Below are 18457 nucleotides of genomic sequence, written 5' to 3' on the forward strand. Positions count from 1 at the left end.
ATTTTATATTTTGGTGTTTCTAACGTAATCTAGATAAAAATTGCTGCTCTTTGGACTCTAGAAATATCAAAATTATTTTGATGACCTCAGACAATAAAAGAGGATATTTATTTATGACCATAAGCTTAGAACTAGCAGATATTAATGTAACGCGTTTAAAAGAAGCTCCAATTCATCTTTCTAGCCAAGTTCAACCGCATGGAGTGTTGCTAGTCTTAGAAGAACCTGATCTAAAGATATTACAAGTTAGCAACAATACCTGGGATATTTTAGGCATTAATGCTGAATCTGTTTTACAGAAAAAGCTGGAAGACTTACTTGATTCATTCCAAGTTGAAAGAATTAAAGCTGGATTATTAGAAGGTAATATCGAATTTATTAATCCGACCAAGCTGTGGATGCGGAAGAAAGGAGATGATTACGTAGTTTTTGATGCCGTCTTCCATCGGAATTCTGAAGGATTTTTGATTTTAGAGTTAGAACCTGCTATTTCTCAAGAAAATATTCCTTTTTTAAGCTTTTATCATCTAGCTAAAGCTTCTATTAATGAGTTAGAAAGAACGGCGAATCTGCGAGATTTCTGTCAGATAATTGTGCAAGAAGTCCGCAAAGTCACAGGTTTTGATCGGGTGATGTTATATAAATTTGATGATGATGGACATGGTTCTGTTGTCGCTGAGGAAAAAATCGCCAGCTTAGAACCATATTTAGGACTGCACTATCCAGAATCGGATATTCCTAAACCTGCGAGAAAATTATTTATTTCTAATTCTATTCGACTCATCCCAGATGCTCAGGCTGAAGCTGTACAGATGTTACCAGTGAAAAATCCGGTGAGCGATCGCCCGCCTGATTTAACTAATTCTATCCTGAGAAGTGCCGCTTCCTGTCATTTGGATTACTTACACAATATGGGTGTAGGTGCTTCCTTAACTATTTCCTTGATTAAAGATCAAAAACTTTGGGGATTAATCGCCTGTCACCATCAGACACCTAAATATGTTTCCTACGAATTACGCAAAGCCTGCGAATTTCTAGGAAGAGTGATATTTGCAGAACTTTCAGCCAGGGAAGAAACGGAAGACTACGATTATCGAATGAATCTCACCCATATTCAATCATTGTTGGTTGAATATATGTCCCAGGAAGACAACTTTATTGATGGTTTAGTTAAACATCAACCTAATCTTTTAGATTTAACCAGCGCGAAAGGTGCGGCTGTGTGTTGTGGCGACCAATTTACTTTGATTGGTGAGACTCCTAAAGAAGAAGACTTAGTTTTTTTGGTGCAGTGGCTGAAAAATAACGCCGAGTCAGAAATTTTCTCCACCGATTCACTACCACAAGTTTATCCAGATGCGGAAAGGTTTAAAAACGTTGCTAGTGGGTTGCTAGCCATTCCCATTTCCCATCGTAATTATGTATTGTGGTTTAGACCGGAAGTGATTCAAACTGTAAATTGGGGTGGTGATCCTCACAATGCTTTTGAAGTCAGCCAGTCTGAGGGAAATGTGCGCCTCTGTCCCCGAAAATCCTTTGAACTGTGGAAAGAGACAGTCCGCCTCACCTCATTACCTTGGCGATACGTAGAAATTAAAGCCGCGCTAGAATTGAAAAAGGCAATTGTCAATATTGTCCTGCGCCAAGCCGATGAACTAGCACAGTTAGCGCAAGATTTAGAACGTTCCAACGCCGAACTGAAAAAATTTGCCTACGTTGCTTCCCATGACTTGCAAGAACCGCTTAATCAAGTAGCGAATTACGTCCAACTATTGGAAATGCGCTATGAAGATGAGCTAGATGCAGATGCGAAAGAGTTTATCAACTTCGCAGTTGAGGGAGTCAGCCTCATGCAGACATTAATCGATGATGTCTTAGCATACTCCAAGGTAGACACCCAAGCGATCGCTTTTCAACTTACGGATGTAGAAATCCCACTAGAAAGAGCATTAGGCAATTTACGCCAACGCATTATCGAAGCCAAGGCTACCGTCACCCATGACCCCTTACCCACAGTCATGGCTGGTAGCACCCAACTCATGCAGCTATTCCAAAACCTGATTGCTAACGCCATCAAATTCCGCAGCGACAAACCACCCGAAATTCACATCGGTGCAGAAAGATTAGACGATGAGTGGTTATTCTCAGTCAAGGATAACGGAATTGGGATTGATCCACAATTTAGCGATCGCATTTTTGTGATCTTTCAACGCCTGCATACACGAGACGAATATCAAGGTACAGGTATGGGTCTAGCCATCTGTAAGAAAATTATCGAATGTCATCGGGGACGCATTTGGGTAGAGTCACAACTTGGTGAGGGTGCGACCTTCTACTTTACAATTCCAGTTGGAGGCCGAGAGCGTGAGCGTAGAAACGGAAGAAAAACTCAAAACAATATTTTTAGTTGAGGATAACAAAGCCGATATTCGTCTCATCCAAGAAGCGTTCAAAAATAGCTCAATCCCACACCAAGTGGTTACAGTCCGGGATGGTATAGACGCTATGGCCTATCTTCGCCAAGAGGGTGAATATACTGATGCGCTACGTCCAGACCTGATTCTGTTAGATTTGAACCTACCTAGAAAAGACGGTCGAGAAGTATTAGCCGAAATCAAAGCCGACCCCTTACTCAAACGCATTCCGGTAGTAGTGCTGACAACTTCGAGAAACGAAGATGACATTTTTCACAGCTACGAACTGCACGTAAACTGCTACATCACCAAATCTCGCAACCTCACTCAACTATTCCAAATTGTCAAAGGAATTGAAGAGTTTTGGCTATCTACAGTTACGCTACCACCGGTGTAGGGGTGTAGGGGTGTAGGGGTGTAGGGGTGTAAGGGTATAGGGGTGTAGGGAAGAATTTGTAATTTCCCACTCACAACTCATTACTCATTACTCATTACTCAGCACTCAGCACTCAGCACTCAGCACTCATTACTCATTACTCAGCACCGGCTAAACGCCGCGCTACCGCTAACAGCACTCAGCACTCATTACTCAGCACTCAGGAGGTGAACCCAGAAGATGATAGTTGGAAATTCAGTAAAAATTTTGTTAATTGAGGACAACATAGCAGAAGCGAGGTTATTACAAGAATATTTGCACCAAGCTGAATCCAAACAATTTCTTCTGGTTCATGTGAAGCGATTGCGGGAAGCACTCAGCGAACTTAGTCACACTAGTTATGATGTGATTTTACTAGACCTTACACTGCCTGACAGTCAAGGTTTGTCATCTCTATCTTTGCTGATAAAGCAAGACCCTAGTGTGCCAATTGTTGTTCTAACTAATACCAATGACGAAGATTTAGCAATTGAAGCAGTGCGACAAGGAGCGCAAGATTATCTAGTCAAGCGACAGGTAAATGTTCATGTTTTGGTGCGGGCTTTGTGTTACGCAATCGAGCGTAAACAAGCCGTAGAAAGCTTACGTGTCCTTAACCAATCTCTAGAAAACCGTGTTGAAGAACGCACGGCTGAACTGGTAAAAGCTCAAGAAATCAACCAGTTTAAATCTGAGTTTGTCTCTATGCTTTCCCATGATATTCGGAATCCCTTAAATACTATTCTTTTAGCTGCCGGATTATTGCAAGATAATGAAGAAAAACTCAGTCAAGAGAAAAAACATTCTCATTTTAAAATGATTCGTTCAGCAATCAAAAATATGGCACAGCTATTAGATGAAGTGTCATTCATTGGTAGAGCGGATGCTGGTAAACTTTGGTGTGACCTGATTGCCATAGATTTAGAAGCATTCTGTCGTCAAATAGTAGAAGAAGCGCAGTTAAGTATTAAAGATAAGCATCTTACAGTTATTTTCAACTGTCCTCAAAAATTAGAACCAGTATTATTAGATGAAAGCTTGCTGCACCACATTTTAGGTAATTTGCTAGGTAATGCTATTAAGTATTCACTACCCAGTGGTATAGTCAATTTTGAATTATTTGGTCAAGAACACGCGGTAATTTTTAAAATTCAAGATTGGGGTATTGGCATTTCCCCACAAGACCAAAAGCATTTGTTTCAGCCTTTCCATCGTGGAGAGAATGTTGGCGGAATTGCTGGTACTGGGTTGGGTCTATCAATTGTCAAAAAATGCGTTGATGCTCACCAAGGAGAGATTTTAGTTCATAGTGAAGTAGGCGTTGGGACAAGTGTTACTGTCATTTTGCCTAAGGAATAGGGGACAGGGGACAGGTGACAGGGGACAGGTGATAGGGGACAGGTGACAGGGGACAGGGGAGAATGTTTTGAGTATTGACATACCAATTCCTCATTCCCAATTCCCCATGCCTAATTAATTATTTTTTCGCCTGAATGACCTGCAAACTACCACCCGCATACAAAGTTGGTTGACTTACACTAAATCCTATTTCAGTTAACAACCCAGTTAAATCAGTTTTTAATAATTTCCAGGCTGTTTCTGTCTCAAACAACCAAAAAAATAACGCTAAACCAGGCCAGAAGATGGGATTAGTAGGTGGATGAAAATCAACAATAGTAAATACTCCTCCTGGCTTCAGTACGCGATAAACTTCTTGAATAATTTCCCGCAATTGTGCAGGCTGCATTTCATGTAAAGCCGCGCTGGTATGCACTACATCAAATTGAGCCTCCGTAAAGGGTATTTTTTCCGCAAAAGCTTCTACATAAGCTGCTTCAGGTACATTCTGCCTAGCTCTTTGTAAAGATAATGGTGAAGCATCTAGTCCTGTTACATTTTGTGAATATTTAACTAAAAATTGCGTTGTTTGACCACTACCACAACATAAATCTAAAACATGAGTATCTGATTGAATTGTTAACCCTTGCAGAGCCAATTGCCGAAAACGAGGTTCACCACCAACGCTAAGGGCTGCTAACCGCGATATTCCATCATATAGCCATTGATAGCGATAACTTAAATCTCTTAAAATTGTTGCCATTGTACCTTTGCTCACTATTAAGCTTTATATTTAATAAAGATATATTGTTAACATTAGTAAAAAATCTGAAAAAGTCGGGGGAAATTAACTGCTATGGGTCGTGTAGGCGTATTATTACTCAATCTCGGTGGACCCGATAAATTAGAGGATGTCGGGCCGTTCTTATATAACCTCTTTTCTGATCCAGAAATCATACGCTTACCATTCCGTTGGTTACAAAAACCCCTGGCTTGGTACATCGCCTCAAGACGCACGAGCATATCGCAAGAGAACTATAAGCAAATTGGTGGTGGCTCGCCCTTACGGCGGATTACAGAAGCCCAGGGAGAAGCTTTACAAGAACAGTTAGGTGATTTGGGACAGGAAGCCAAAATATATGTAGGAATGCGTTATTGGCATCCTTACACAGAAGAAGCGATCGCACTTCTCACCCAAGACAACCTTGACAACTTGGTGATTCTACCCCTCTATCCTCAATTTTCTATCAGTACAAGTGGTTCTAGCTTCCGGCTTCTAGACAGACTTTGGCAAGAAGACCCCAAACTACAACGGATTGAATACACCGTCATTCCGTCTTGGCATAAACAACCAGGTTACTTGCAATCAATGGCGGAACTGATTAGCCAAGAAATTGACCAGTTTGCTAATCCTGATGGAGTTCACATCTTCTTTAGCGCACATGGTGTTCCCAAAAGCTATGTCGAAGAAGCCGGCGACCCCTATCAGCAGGAAATTGAGGAATGTACTGCTCTCATTATGCAGACCCTCAATCGTCCCAATCCTCACACCCTAGCCTACCAAAGCCGTGTCGGCCCGGTAGAGTGGTTACAACCCTATACGGAAGATGCTCTCAAAGAACTAGGTGCAAAGGGCGTTAAAGACTTAGTTGTCGTACCCATCAGTTTCGTCTCAGAACATATTGAGACATTACAAGAAATTGATATTGAGTATCGGGAAGTCGCCGAGGAAGCCGGAATCCACAACTTCCGTCGCGTACCCGCACCTAATACCCATCCAGTCTTTATTAGAGCTTTGGCAGATTTGGTAATTGATGCACTGCAAAAACCCAGTCTTAAGCTTTCCCAAGTCACCCAAATGAAGAAGCGGGTGAAAATGTATCCTCCAGAAAGTTGGGAATGGGGGATGACCACCAGTGCAGAAGTGTGGAATGGTCGGATTGCAATGCTAGGCTTTATTGCCTTAATTATTGAGTTGGTTACAGGTCAAGGTTTACTACATATGATCGGACTGTTGCAGTAAAACTTATACTAAACAAGTGTTTTTTCACTTTTAACTTCCCTCTTTTGGGAGGTTTTTGTTTTTATATGTAGTATTTTAATGCTTTTGGGCTTCCCATCACAGACAGATGTAGTTAGACAGCAATTGCAGGAATATCGTCAGTAAAGCTTGAATTTTCTGTTTATTGGCGGTGAGCAATGAAAAAAATGATTGGGTTTTCTACCGTAAGTTTAGCGACCCTATGGTTTCGCCCAAATTCAGGTATTTTAACGGCTTTTGTGATACCAGTCATACCACTCTTTAGCACTACGTAAGGCAAACCACAGGAGGATTAAAGCAATTAATCCTCCTTGCCACGGAGCATCAAACGCAAACAGCACTAAGGCTATACACAAAACATCCTGTAGAAACACTGCCCACAACGGCAACCCACGTAAGCGATAGAACCAACCGACCTGAACTAGCTGCAATACTAAAGCCAATGAACCCCCAATCACAGCTATTAACCAGTGTGGCGTTGCTGTCGCTGAAGCTACTGCTAACCCCATAATCGCCCCCACTAGGGGAGATAAGAATAAATGAATTATTTGTAAAATTCGTTGTCCCCAAAGTTTTTTGGAAACAAATAATTCAAAAAATGAACAACTAATTAAACAGGTTAATAAAACCCCAGGGGAAACGTGAGAGACAATTGGCACTTGTGACCAAAAGTTACTACCCTGCAAAAGCACAATAATTAATAAAGGTATACCTATTCTTATTCCTGCTGCGGCAGAAGCAGAAAGTGTAGCTAGAATTTCAATCATCAGGGTACTCGAATAGCGAATAAATAATAAATGAAGTCTTCGCTTTGTTATTGAGATTATCCATTACCGAGAGAAATCACAGCAATAACTTTACAGTCATTAAAAAAATATATTTTGTTTTTAAAGATTTTACATATTGCACAAATCTAGAACCCCGGTTTCTCCAAGAAACCGGGGTTCTAGAGAAAATAGGGTTGGTTTTAATCTAACTCTCGCCGTCCTTCTAAAGCCCTTGCTAGCGTCAATTCATCAGCGTATTCCAAATCGCCACCTACAGGCAACCCAAAAGCAATTCGCGTCACTTTAGTAAATGGTTTAAGTAGCTGGCCTAGATACAAAGTCGTAGTTTCCCCTTCTACACTAGGACTAATCGCCATAATTACTTCTTGGGGTTTTTGCTGACTCACCCGCCTTACCAAAGCTTGAACAGTCAACTGTTCTGGGCCAATACCATCTATGGGAGAAATCACTCCTCCTAAAACGTGATACTTACCTTTGTATTCACGGGTTTTTTCCAGTGCAATCACATCGCGCGAATCAGCTACTACACAGATAGTCTGATTGTCGCGGTTGGGATTACGACAGATTTCACAAACAGGTTCAGATGAAAGATGGAAGCATACAGAACATAAACCTACCTGTTTTTTGGCATCAATTAGGGCTTGCGCCAAAGCCTCTACTTCAGATTCTGGACGTTTTAAAATATGCAAAGCCAGTCGCTGGGCAGATTTGGGTCCAACTCCTGGAAGGCGTTGCAACTGTTCGATTAACCGTGCTAAAGGACGTGCGTAAACCGTGGCCGTATCTCCCGTATGTTCTCACCTTAACTATGATGACATTTTTCGCGTACTCTTATTTGCATCTGGTGGGTGCGAATTTCATTGCATGAAAAAACGCCCCCTGTTTCCAGGAGGCGTTTTTTATTTAACTAAGCTTGAAGATTAACCGTTGATAGCAGGTGCGCTGATAGCAACAGGAGCAACTTCACCAGCAGCCAAGTCTAGGGGGAAGTTGTGAGCGTTACGCTCGTGCATTACTTCCATACCCAGGTTAGCGCGGTTGATTACATCAGCCCAGGTTGCAATGACGCGACCTTGGGAGTCAATGATGGATTGGTTGAAGTTGAAACCGTTCAAGTTGAACGCCATTGTGCTGATACCCAAGGCGGTGAACCAGATGCCTACTACTGGCCATGCAGCCAAGAAGAAGTGCAAGGAACGGCTGTTGTTGAATGAAGCGTATTGGAAAATCAAGCGACCGAAGTAACCGTGTGCTGCAACGATGTTGTAGGTTTCTTCTTCTTGACCGAATTTGTAACCGTAGTTTTGTGATTCGGTTTCGGTGGTTTCACGCACCAAGGAGGAAGTTACCAATGAACCGTGCATTGCGGAGAACAATGAACCGCCGAATACACCAGCTACACCCAACATATGGAAGGGGTGCATCAAGATGTTGTGTTCTGCTTGGAACACGATCATGAAGTTGAATGTTCCGGAGATACCCAAGGGCATACCGTCTGAGAATGAACCTTGACCGATTGGGTAGATCAAGAATACTGCGGTTGCTGATGCCAAAGGTGCAGAATATGCTACGCAGATCCAAGGGCGCATTCCTAAGCGGTAGGATAGTTCCCACTGACGACCTAGGTAACAAGCACATCCGATCAAGAAGTGGAAAATTACCAATTGGTAAGGACCACCGTTGTACAACCACTCATCTAAGGAAGCTGCTTCCCAGATTGGGTAGAAGTGCAAGCCAATGGCGTTGGAGGAAGGAACAACTGCACCAGAGATGATGTTGTTTCCGTAGATTAATGAACCTGCTACTGGTTCACGGATGCCATCGATGTCTACTGGAGGTGCAGCGATGAAGGCGATGATGAAGCAGGTGGTTGCGGCTAGCAAGGTGGGGATCATCAATACGCCGAACCAACCGATGTAAATCCGGTTTTCGGTGCTGGTGATCCACTCGCAGAACCGTTCCCATACATTCGCGCTTTGACGCTGTTGTAAGGTTGTGGTCATTTTTTTATGATTGCTTTGGGTTTTATGATTGAGGCGTGTAATATTTTCGCCTGCCCATAAACTTTACATCTATTTACTTTATTTTATTGATTGAATTTCTTATGTGTTGGTTAATTAATAATTAATTTTACTTATATCAAAAGTGTCTCTGTGTTAGAAGGGGATTTTTTAACCACGGAGACACGGAGAAGATAAATTAGAAATCGAAGTAGATGTAAGGAAGGCTACCTTCAGGGGCGAGCAACCAAACAGCATAGAAGCAAAGTGGTACAAATACTAGTTTGAGAGGCCAACTCAGATCCAGTTTGAGTTTACCTTTGAAGGCATAAGTTATGCTCATGAAAGCGGCTAACAAGACCATCATCCAGGCGATTTGATAGGGGCTGGTGTTGAGAGCTTCGACATAAACTTTTTGATAAAATTGGGCATCAGCAGTATGACCCCACAGGTGCTGAAATACCCAAGTGGATTGTTGGGGGTTAGGTAGACGAAACCAAATCCAAGAGGTGAAGACCATTAGTTGGGTTAAAAGCCAAGCTATGAGTACGCCTAGAGGATTTTGCCAGAATTGTTCTAGTTTCTCATAGCGATCGCTCATTTCATCTGTGAGTCGATGCACTACTAAGGCTAAACCGTGATAAACACCCCAAATGATAAAGCCCCACAATGAACCGTGCCAAATCCCAGCAATTAGCATGACAATAAACAAGTTCCCACAGGTGCGTGTTAAACCTTGACGAGAACCACCTAAAGGAAAATAAACGTAATTACGCAGCCAGTCACCCAGAGTCATGTGCCAACGTCGCCAAAATTCCGCAATACTGGTGCTGAAATAGGGAAAATCAAAGTTTTCTGGGAGTGCTAACCCAAACAGTAAAGCACTACCACGGGCAATATCTACATACCCACTGAAATCTAAATACAATTGCAAACCATAGGCTATGGTAGCCAACCATAAATCATGACTACCAGCCCGTTGCAGATTACCAAAACATAAATCAACGAAAATGCCTAGATTGTCTGCTAAGATGCCTTTTTTCACAGCACCTCTAGCAATTAACCATAGAGCTTCGGCTATTTTATCAGTACCAGGAAATTCCAGAGAGTTAAATTGATTTGCTAAGTTGTGATAGCGGGTAATTGGCCCGGAAATTAATTTAGCAAAGAACAATTTGTATGTCGCAAATTTGATAAATTGATTACTAGCAGGCGCACCCCGATAAACATCTACTAAATAAGCAATGCACTCAAAGGTAAAAAACGATATCCCCAAAGGTGCAATGATTTTAAAAGGGCTATCTGATGCACTAACTGGCACATCAAAAAGTAATTTTACTAAGCCATTTATATACTTAAATCCTAATAATATTGAGACATTTAAACCTATTCCCAGCCATAATAGCTTTAATCTGCGGCGATTCCAATCCATGTGGGCAAATTGCCATTCTTCATTAGAAATCTGCCAATCTAGACTATGTTGTCCCGGCGAAGTATTTTTGCCAATTTCTCGCCCTAACTGAAAGTTAATAAAAGTTAGTGCTAATAGGAGAGGTACATATTGTATATTTAAAGATGCGTAGAAAAAAAGGCTTGCAATCAATAAAGCCCATAGGCGCAATTTTGGCAGTTCTAAAGACCAATAAATAACCAATACACTCAGCAAAAACAGTCCATAAAGAATAGATATAAAGTTCATATTTTAGTCATTATTTATTAGTTGCTCTCCCCTGTCACCTGTCACCTGTCCCCTGTCACCTGTCCCCTATCACCTATCTACTTCACTGGCCAAGGAATCATCGGATCATTGGCTAGTTTTTTCGAGACTTCGTAACCACCAAAACGATTGAGGTGGCTGGGGTCAGAAAAGTATTCATGGGCTTTTGTCCAAAGTTGACTTAAATCTCTATAAATAAAGTTGGGATTAGTTGACAATCGCAACATATATGTTTGAAATTCTTGTTCATGTTGGCGGCGGAATTGATCCAAATACTCAGAAGTGAGGGGGAGATTAATAAAGACTAAAGGAATATTTCGAGATTGGGTAAATTGCAAAACATCTTGGAATGCTGCATCTTGTTCTGCTCCTAGTTGAAAATCTTTATAATCGTTATCATATTTGCCAGCAACTTTAGGATGTTGTTGATAGTATCTAGCAGGATTAAATCTTACAGATAAGGGTAGAAAACCATCAAAGTCAACTGCTTGTGTCAAGGTACTGTCATCTTCAGAATTATCTGTGTTTGATTGGGTAGGTGATGAAGGTTTTTGAGATTCTTTCAATATTGGTAAAGATTCTAGTTGCTTGTGGAATAAAGTTTGAATTTGGTCGCGGTGTTGGTAGCTAGTGGAAAGACCACCAAAAACCTGATTTAACCACTTATTAATAACTTGATAGTTGTTTATTTCATGTTGAGGTGTTGTTTTAGTATCTTTAGGGGAATTGGCTTGATTTTTTACGGATTCATCGCTGTCACTAGATTTTTGTGCCTGTTTTAACACATATTCATAACCTGGAGAAGTAGCGATCGCTTTAAATGTTAAGTCATCACGACCACTGTTAAAAGCACGAGAACCATCCGCCCATAGAATTAATTTTGGTAGTTCCGATGGCTGTAACACTTGACGAATCACAAAATCTACAACTTGTGAGGTTGCACCGTTAATGCCAAAATTAAATACGTCAACATTGGGATAACCTTGACGCGCCAAGGCTTTTGACAACGCGACTGGATCAACTCCCCGCAAGGCACGGGATGAACCGATAATTAAGACATCGGCAGGTTTACCGTTTTTGGCAATGCGTTGTCTGTATAAGGCTAATTGCTCATCTAATTGCCGAATATTAAAGCTAGGCATGGACGATCGCGCCGCCAGTAAAATAGCTGTAGCATTGGCTTTATCTTTTAATGGTGCAGCTCTTAAATCTCTGGGTTGATCGTCTTCTTGGGTAAACCCAGACCGATTAAAGGCTGCATTTGGTGGCTGGGAATTAGTAAAAAATGCTGTCCTTTCGTTTTGATTGTCTCTGGCACTTGCAGATGATTTTGGCTCAGAGGATGATGGTGATGAAATATTGTTAACCTGTGGTGAACTCGGTATGGTGCGAGTCACGATGTAACCCAAGACCCAATCGGTTTGTAGGGTGAGCAATAAACCTAAAGTACCCCAGACTAAGGCAACTTTCACGCCTTGAGCATCAGGAATTTGGCTAGTTGACTGATCGCTTTCTGTAAATAACTGAGTATTCAAAAGCCATTGTTTAACTGTGGTAGTTGCAGTTTCTACCCAATCCCGCGCGACTTCGGTGACAAAACTTTGAACTTCTTCTGTAGTTAAGTCAGGACGCAAAATGGGTTCGTCGTCATCTTGGGTAATTAAGTCACTGACATAATCAGCAGTAGCCGCAAATTCTGGGGTAGCCTCTGGAACTAACCGTTGACGCTGGGCTAAATCTACACCATGATGCCAAAAAGGTTCTTTATTACCAGCGCGTCTACCATAAACCCGCACTCCAGCAATTCCAGGAATTTTTAATTGGCGAATAAATTGGGTAACTCTGGGGGCTACTTGTTTACGACTGGGACAAATAGGTGCATCACACATGATGTGGAATAAATCATCTTTCCGCAACAGCAGCACCCGCAAACCGCCTGTTTTTAATTTGCGATCCAAATTGGGATTAAGTAAGCGTTCTAGCAAGAAAATAATTGCTGGTTCATCACCTTCAGCCGCCAATTCTAAAGCTGGAGTAGCCAAAGCAGGATATTCTTTAGCTGGTAAAGTCAGCCAATCAATCCAGTCGGGTTGCTTATCGTCATTGGTTTTCTGTCCGTAAACAGTGGCGGCGAGGATACCTTGAGGCGCGATCGCATCTAATTGCTGTGATATTTTTTCTATACATACTGCTTTCTCTGGTGTAGAGGAGTTAGCAAGCGGTAAACAAAAGATATGTAAGGTCGATTCTTGTAGAGAAACCTGGACAGTAACTTTTAATTCTGATAATACTGCTGTTAACAGTCGAGCGATCGCCTGCACATCACCCCACCGCGCCCATTCTTTGAGCATTACTTCCGGCGGTGTTAAATCAATCCGCAACCGCCAATCATGCTTTGTTTCACCACTAATTTGGGAAACAATCACTGCATCTTTGTAGCCAGTTAGCTTTAATTGCCGCAATTGATGGGCTACTGGTTCGGCTAGTATTGAAGGATCGGGATTATAGCTTGACTGGCAAAATATCCACAGACGATTAGATACAGCTTGACTATCATCGCTAGCTTCGATCTGCTTAACTTTTACCTGTACCGCCACACCCATAGCACTCAGAGTTTCGCTGAGATAGCGGGCTATGGCGTTGGGATCTCCCCGCCGTGCCAAACTTTCATTAGAAATAATTAACGCGCCCCCAGGGGCTTTAGCGGCATCTTCTAACAGGGCTTTTTCTACCTGTTCTAGATGACGTTCTAGTTGATTTAAGTAAACTTTGTGACACCACTGGGGACGATATTCCCCCTTCTTTCGCCCGTAGACGAATACTTGGTATATTGATGGTTGTTCGTGGCTGGTTAAGGCATCTAAATCTGTTTGTTGGAGTGCATGAAGCAAATCAGATAGAGTCCGCCAGCGTTGAGGACACTCTGTACCTTCACACAAAATATGAAGGTCATTTCCCCGTAATCGGACTTTCACCCCTAAAGTGTTAATCCCTGTTGCTTGGCTTACCCACTGCAATAAGGATTGCTGGCTATCTAATACTAATGTTTTCATGGGCAGTTAACTCTGAAGGAACACTGGGGACTGGGGACTGGGGACTGGGGACTGGGGACTGGTCTACACGTAGTATCATTTACCGGGTGGGAAGCAAGCTATGGTCGGGGTTTAAATCCGCTACTCTTCGCGTAGCTTGTCTTAGGCAAAATGTCTTGGATTTTAAATTTTGAATTTTGAATTGTTAACGGGGGGTATGGCTTGGACTTGTAAACTAGAACCATAGGTCTATCACATTTTGGATTTTTTTGTTAACAGTTTTGTTACCATCTGAGCTTGCCAAGTGAGACAGAATAGTCTTATAAGGTTGCAAGTCATACAGATTTTGAGTTTTGCGTTTTATTTTACTCGTTGGCCAATCACTAAGAACAAAGCAATGCCTCCTATTACCCAACAGTCCACAACTGAATCAGGATTGAATTTGGTTCTGTTTAGCATTCCCCAATCTCTCCTCTTACAAATAGGTTCAGCGTCTATACTAATGCTGCTTACTACAGGGAAAATGTCAATAAAAGCCCTAGAATCTATGGGGCAAGCCAGTGAAGAATTATTTCGGGGCGATCGCCTGCCGATTCTTCCCTTCCCAAATGAAACAGAATTAGATAATTACAGTTAAAAAAAATATACTTACCAAAAACTGCTCAATCGAATGTCAACAAAGTCATGATTCAAAACTAGCAAAAAGCTTCCTAGATAAGACTTTTGACTTTTGACTTCCGCGTAGCGGCACACCGTTAAACAGCAATCGGCTTTACGAGACAAGCAAATATGAGTTCTGTTTTATACTCTTTATCTGAATCTGCCAATCTATACCCCACCTCAGAATTATTTTTGCGTCATCGCCTCCAAATTGTGGAAGAATTGTGGGAGTCTGTACTCAGGCAAGAATGCGGGCAGAATATGGTGGATTTGTTGCGGCAGTTGCGTGACTTATGTTCACCAGAAGGACAAGCGACAAAAGACCAAGCCATTTCTGCTGTCAAGTTGATTGAACAGTTAAATATTAACGAAGCAATTCGGGCTGCGCGGGGTTTTGCTTTGTATTTTCAGCTGATCAACATCATAGAGCAGGAATACGAACAACGGCAGCAATTAACTCGCTATTCTGAAGCCGAACAAGAACTAGCCCATCAAGAAAATTCTCACAATATTAGCTATTCCTCTAACCAAAATGAAGATGATGTCATTTTCAATGGTTCAGGAGGAATGGACTGGCTAACTAAAAATGGTTCTTCCAGAGAACAAAACAGACAAAAAGGTACATTCGCCGCCCTGTTTCCCCTATTACACAAGTTGAATGTTCCACCCCAACAGATTCAACGCCTAATTTCCCATTTGGATGTGCGTTTGGTATTCACAGCCCACCCGACAGAAATTGTCCGCCACACCATTCGGGATAAACAACGGCAAGTAGTCAAATTACTACAACAACTGGATGCGGTAGAAAACCGGAAGAGTGAAGGCGGTGGCTATCCTTGGGAAGCTGGAGAAATCCGCGAAAAATTAATGGAAGAAATTCGCCTCTGGTGGCGCACTGATGAACTGCACCAGTTTAAACCCACGGTGCTAGATGAAGTAGATTATGCTCTGCACTACTTCCAAGAAGTCTTATTTGATGGTATCCCCCAACTATATAAACGCTTCAAGTACGCTTTGGGGAAAACATTTCCTTGGTTAGAACCACCAAGTACAGATTTTTGCTCCTTTGGTTCTTGGGTGGGTTCAGATAGAGATGGGAATCCATCTGTCACCCCGGAAGTTACCTGGCAAACAGCCTGCTATCAGCGCAAAATGGTGCTGGAGAGATATATCAAGTCAGTTACACAATTAATTGAATTACTGAGTATCTCCATGCACTGGAGCGATGTTTTACCAGATTTGCTGGAATCTTTAGAGTTAGATCAATCCCAATTAAGTGACGTTTACGACGCATTGGCTTTAAGATATCGCCAAGAACCCTATCGTCTCAAACTATCTTATGTCCTGAAGCGGCTGGAAAATACCCGCGATCGCAATTTATCTTTGTACAAGGGCGAAACTCCCACCAACGAAGATAGCCCCATGTACCGTTCCGGGGCAGATTTCTTGATAGAACTGCGGATGATTCAGCGCAACTTGACGGAAACTGGCTTAAGTTGCCGAGAATTGGATAATCTCATCTGTCAAGTCGAAATTTTTGACTTTAACCTCACCCAGCTAGACATCCGCCAAGAATCTTCCAGACATTCGGATGCTTTAAACGAGATTCTGGAATACTTGCAACTTTTACCCCAATCTTACAATGACCTCTCAGAAGAACAGCGCGTTGAATGGTTAACCAGTGAACTGCAAACCCGCCGCCCATTAATTTCGTCAGAACTACCATTTTCTGACAAGACTAATGATGTCATTAAAACCTTTAGGGTAGTGCGATCGCTACAACAAGAATTTGGGATTAGTATCTGCAAAACTTACATTATTAGTATGTGTCGTCAAGTCAGCGACGTACTGGAAGTTTTGCTGTTAGCCAAAGAAGCCAGATTATTTGACCCCGCGATCGCAGTCGGCACAATTCAAGTTGTACCATTATTTGAAACAGTCGAAGACTTACAACGCTCTTGCAGCGTCATGCGTCAATTGTTTGAACTGCCCTTATATCGTGCCTTATTAGCTGGTGGCTATGAAAGTGCTGAGTTAAAAGTAACGAGTGCTGAGTCAACAAACAACTCACAACTGAGTATTCAGAACTCCCTACTCACCCCCGACTTACAAGAAGTCATGCTGGGGTATTCTGACAGCAACAAAGATTCTGGCTTCTTAAGTAGTAACTGGGAAATTCACAAAGCCCAAAAATCCTTGCAGAAAATCGCCGAAGCATACGGTATACATCTGCGGATTTTCCACGGGCGCGGCGGTTCAGTAGGAAGAGGAGGCGGCCCAGCCCATGAAGCGATTTTGGCGCAACCAGGGCATAGTATCAATGGCCGCATCAAAATTACTGAACAAGGGGAAGTATTGGCTTCTAAATACTCCTTGCTGGACTTGGCTTTATACAACCTCGAAACCATTACTACAGCAGTAATTCAAGCCAGTTTACTACGTACAGGGTTTGATGATATCGAACCTTGGAATGAAATAATGGAAGAATTGGCAGCGCGATCGCGGCAGCATTATCGTGGTTTAATCTACGAACAGCCAGATTTTATTGACTTCTTCCACCAAGTCACCCCCATTGAAGAAATTAGCCAACTACAAATTAGTTCCCGTCCCGCCCGTCGTCCCTCTGGTAAAAAAGACTTAAGCAGTCTCCGCGCCATCCCTTGGGTATTTAGCTGGACACAAACCCGCGTTTTGCTCCCTTCTTGGTACGGTGTAGGTACAGCTTTACAAGAATTTTTGGGTACAGAACCAGAAGAACACCTGAAATTACTCCGCTACTTTTACGTGAAGTGGCCGTTCTTCAAAATGGTCATTTCCAAAGCTGAAATGACACTAGCGAAAGTAGATATGCAAATGGCGCATCACTACGTTCAGGAATTATCTAACCCTGAAGACAAACCCCGATTTGAGAAAGTATTTGAGCAAATCGCCAGTGAATTCTATCTCACTAGGGATTTAGTTCTCAAAATCACTGACCATAGTCGGTTATTAGATGGTGATCCTGTGCTACAACGTTCTGTACAGTTACGTAACGGTACAATTGTCCCCCTTGGTTTTATCCAAGTTTCTCTCCTCAAACGCCTGCGCCAGTCAAAAAATATTGCTACCTCCGGCGTAATTCATTCACGTTACAGCAAAGGCGAGTTACTCAGAGGCGCATTATTAACTATTAACGGTATCGCTGCGGGAATGAGAAATACAGGTTGAAAAGTGCTGTTAGCGGTAGCGCGGCGTTTAGCCGGTGCTGAGTTTGGTAAACAGTCAATAGTCAAAAACCATTTATGTTGACTGTTGACTGTTGATATCAATTTTCTATGAAATTGCACCAAATAAATAATGTAGAGACGTTGCATGAAACGTCTCTACAGTGCTAATAAATAATGATTTATGACTAAAAATCCAATTTTAATTTGTACCTTTCTAGCACTAACATCAGGATTTTTCGGCAGTTATATTGGCGGACAAATCACTTTGATGCTGCATAGCCAAAAGTGTCAAAATCAGTCTTGGGCATTACAACAAATGTGCCAAGTTTGGATAACACCCGGCGCAACATGGAAAGGTAGTACAACAGGTATTTGGACAGGGACAATATTAGGTGCTTTTGTTGGTGGTTTGGTAATACGAGAGAAGCGACATCACTGGTAAGATATACCTATAACTTTAAGAAAAAACTACCATGACTGCTGATACTAACCAAGTAAATACCGCTACCAAGGGTGCTGATGCTATTGATGAAGCGATCGCTAAAGGCATCGATTTTGATGGTACACCGATTCCAGCAGCAAAGTTAGACCTATACACCAAAGTCATGGCATTAGAAGCCAACAGACAGCGTAGTGGTGTATCTAATACTATGCGATCGCGCATCATTCGCATTGGGGCAAAACACATCCCTCAACCAGAACTCGATCAATTACTCATAGAAGCAGGCTTTGCACCCCTAAAAGAAAAAGATATTGCTTTTTTCTACGGCGGTAAGTAAGTTTGAGCGTAGGCGGAGCATCGCCTACGCTCATCTTTGTGAGTGAGCGCAATGCTAAAATAAGCGC

Annotated in this window: 14 protein-coding genes; 8 read left to right on the top strand and 6 right to left on the bottom strand. The window is 42.1% G+C overall.

The genetic code is table 11. The annotated features are described in order from the left end of the window. Window positions 1-113 precede the first annotated feature (113 nt). The 3 genes from L6494_RS00055 (at window position 114) to L6494_RS00065 (ending at window position 4188) form a co-directional block, all read left to right on the top strand. Complete coding sequence (locus tag L6494_RS00055) at window positions 114-2411, top strand: sensor histidine kinase (RefSeq protein ID WP_237990870.1); 2298 nt, start codon at window positions 114-116, stop codon at window positions 2409-2411. After that, window positions 2365-2811, top strand: a complete 447-nt coding sequence (locus L6494_RS00060; protein WP_237990871.1) for a response regulator — start codon at window positions 2365-2367, stop codon at window positions 2809-2811. Before L6494_RS00055 ends, L6494_RS00060 begins: the two co-directional genes overlap by 47 nt. Window positions 2812-3033: 222 nt before the next feature. Next, window positions 3034-4188: an ATP-binding protein gene (locus L6494_RS00065; protein ID WP_442947022.1), complete on the top strand. Its 1155-nt coding sequence runs from the start codon at window positions 3034-3036 to the stop codon at window positions 4186-4188. Window positions 4189-4306: 118 nt separating this feature from the next. Here the strand turns inward: L6494_RS00065 and L6494_RS00070 are convergent, their stop codons facing one another. Then, window positions 4307-4930, bottom strand: a complete 624-nt coding sequence (locus tag L6494_RS00070) for a class I SAM-dependent methyltransferase (protein WP_237990873.1) — start codon at window positions 4928-4930, stop codon at window positions 4307-4309. A gap of 93 nt (window positions 4931-5023) precedes the next feature. On the opposite strand from L6494_RS00070, the gene hemH reads away from it, so the two are divergent. Continuing rightward, window positions 5024-6190, top strand: coding sequence for a ferrochelatase (hemH, locus tag L6494_RS00075; protein WP_237990874.1), 1167 nt, complete (start codon window positions 5024-5026; stop codon window positions 6188-6190). A 245-nt stretch (window positions 6191-6435) separates the two neighbouring features. Here hemH and L6494_RS00080 read toward each other — a convergent pair whose 3' ends face one another. The 5 genes from L6494_RS00080 to L6494_RS00100 all read right to left on the bottom strand — a co-directional run bounded on the left by L6494_RS00080 (window position 6436) and on the right by L6494_RS00100 (window position 13766). Further along, the gene (locus tag L6494_RS00080; RefSeq protein ID WP_237990875.1) at window positions 6436-6975 is read right to left on the bottom strand and encodes a DUF4126 domain-containing protein; all 540 of its coding nucleotides are present in this window, start codon (window positions 6973-6975) and stop codon (window positions 6436-6438) included. 200 nt (window positions 6976-7175) lie between these two features. Beyond that, window positions 7176-7733, bottom strand: coding sequence for a recombination mediator RecR (gene recR / locus L6494_RS00085; protein ID WP_199319279.1), 558 nt, complete (start codon window positions 7731-7733; stop codon window positions 7176-7178). A 183-nt stretch (window positions 7734-7916) separates the two neighbouring features. Then, window positions 7917-8999, bottom strand: coding sequence for a photosystem II q(b) protein (gene psbA / locus L6494_RS00090; protein WP_237990876.1), 1083 nt, complete (start codon window positions 8997-8999; stop codon window positions 7917-7919). A gap of 196 nt (window positions 9000-9195) precedes the next feature. After that, entirely contained in the window at window positions 9196-10695 is a 1500-nt protein-coding gene (locus L6494_RS00095; RefSeq protein ID WP_237990877.1) for an MBOAT family O-acyltransferase, read from the bottom strand. A gap of 77 nt (window positions 10696-10772) precedes the next feature. After that, window positions 10773-13766, bottom strand: coding sequence for a DUF1574 family protein (locus L6494_RS00100; protein WP_237990878.1), 2994 nt, complete (start codon window positions 13764-13766; stop codon window positions 10773-10775). A 376-nt stretch (window positions 13767-14142) separates the two neighbouring features. On the opposite strand from L6494_RS00100, the gene L6494_RS00105 reads away from it, so the two are divergent. The 4 genes from L6494_RS00105 to L6494_RS00120 all read left to right on the top strand — a co-directional run bounded on the left by L6494_RS00105 (window position 14143) and on the right by L6494_RS00120 (window position 18390). Further along, entirely contained in the window at window positions 14143-14382 is a 240-nt protein-coding gene (locus tag L6494_RS00105) for a hypothetical protein (protein WP_237990879.1), read from the top strand. Window positions 14383-14534: 152 nt separating this feature from the next. Further along, window positions 14535-17612 carry a phosphoenolpyruvate carboxylase gene (ppc, locus tag L6494_RS00110; RefSeq protein WP_237990880.1) on the top strand — a complete coding sequence of 1026 codons (3078 nt, stop codon included), beginning with the start codon at window positions 14535-14537 and terminating at the stop codon, window positions 17610-17612. A gap of 180 nt (window positions 17613-17792) precedes the next feature. After that, window positions 17793-18053 (top strand): hypothetical protein, encoded by a 261-nt coding sequence (locus tag L6494_RS00115; RefSeq protein WP_237990881.1) that lies wholly within the window; start codon window positions 17793-17795, stop codon window positions 18051-18053. 31 nt (window positions 18054-18084) lie between these two features. After that, the gene (locus tag L6494_RS00120; protein ID WP_237990882.1) at window positions 18085-18390 is read left to right on the top strand and encodes a small RNA NsiR4-regulated ssr1528 family protein; all 306 of its coding nucleotides are present in this window, start codon (window positions 18085-18087) and stop codon (window positions 18388-18390) included. The last annotated feature ends 67 nt before the right edge of the window (window positions 18391-18457 follow it).

Source organism: Nostoc sp. UHCC 0870 (genome assembly GCF_022063185.1).
GTDB lineage: Bacteria > Cyanobacteriota > Cyanobacteriia > Cyanobacteriales > Nostocaceae > Trichormus.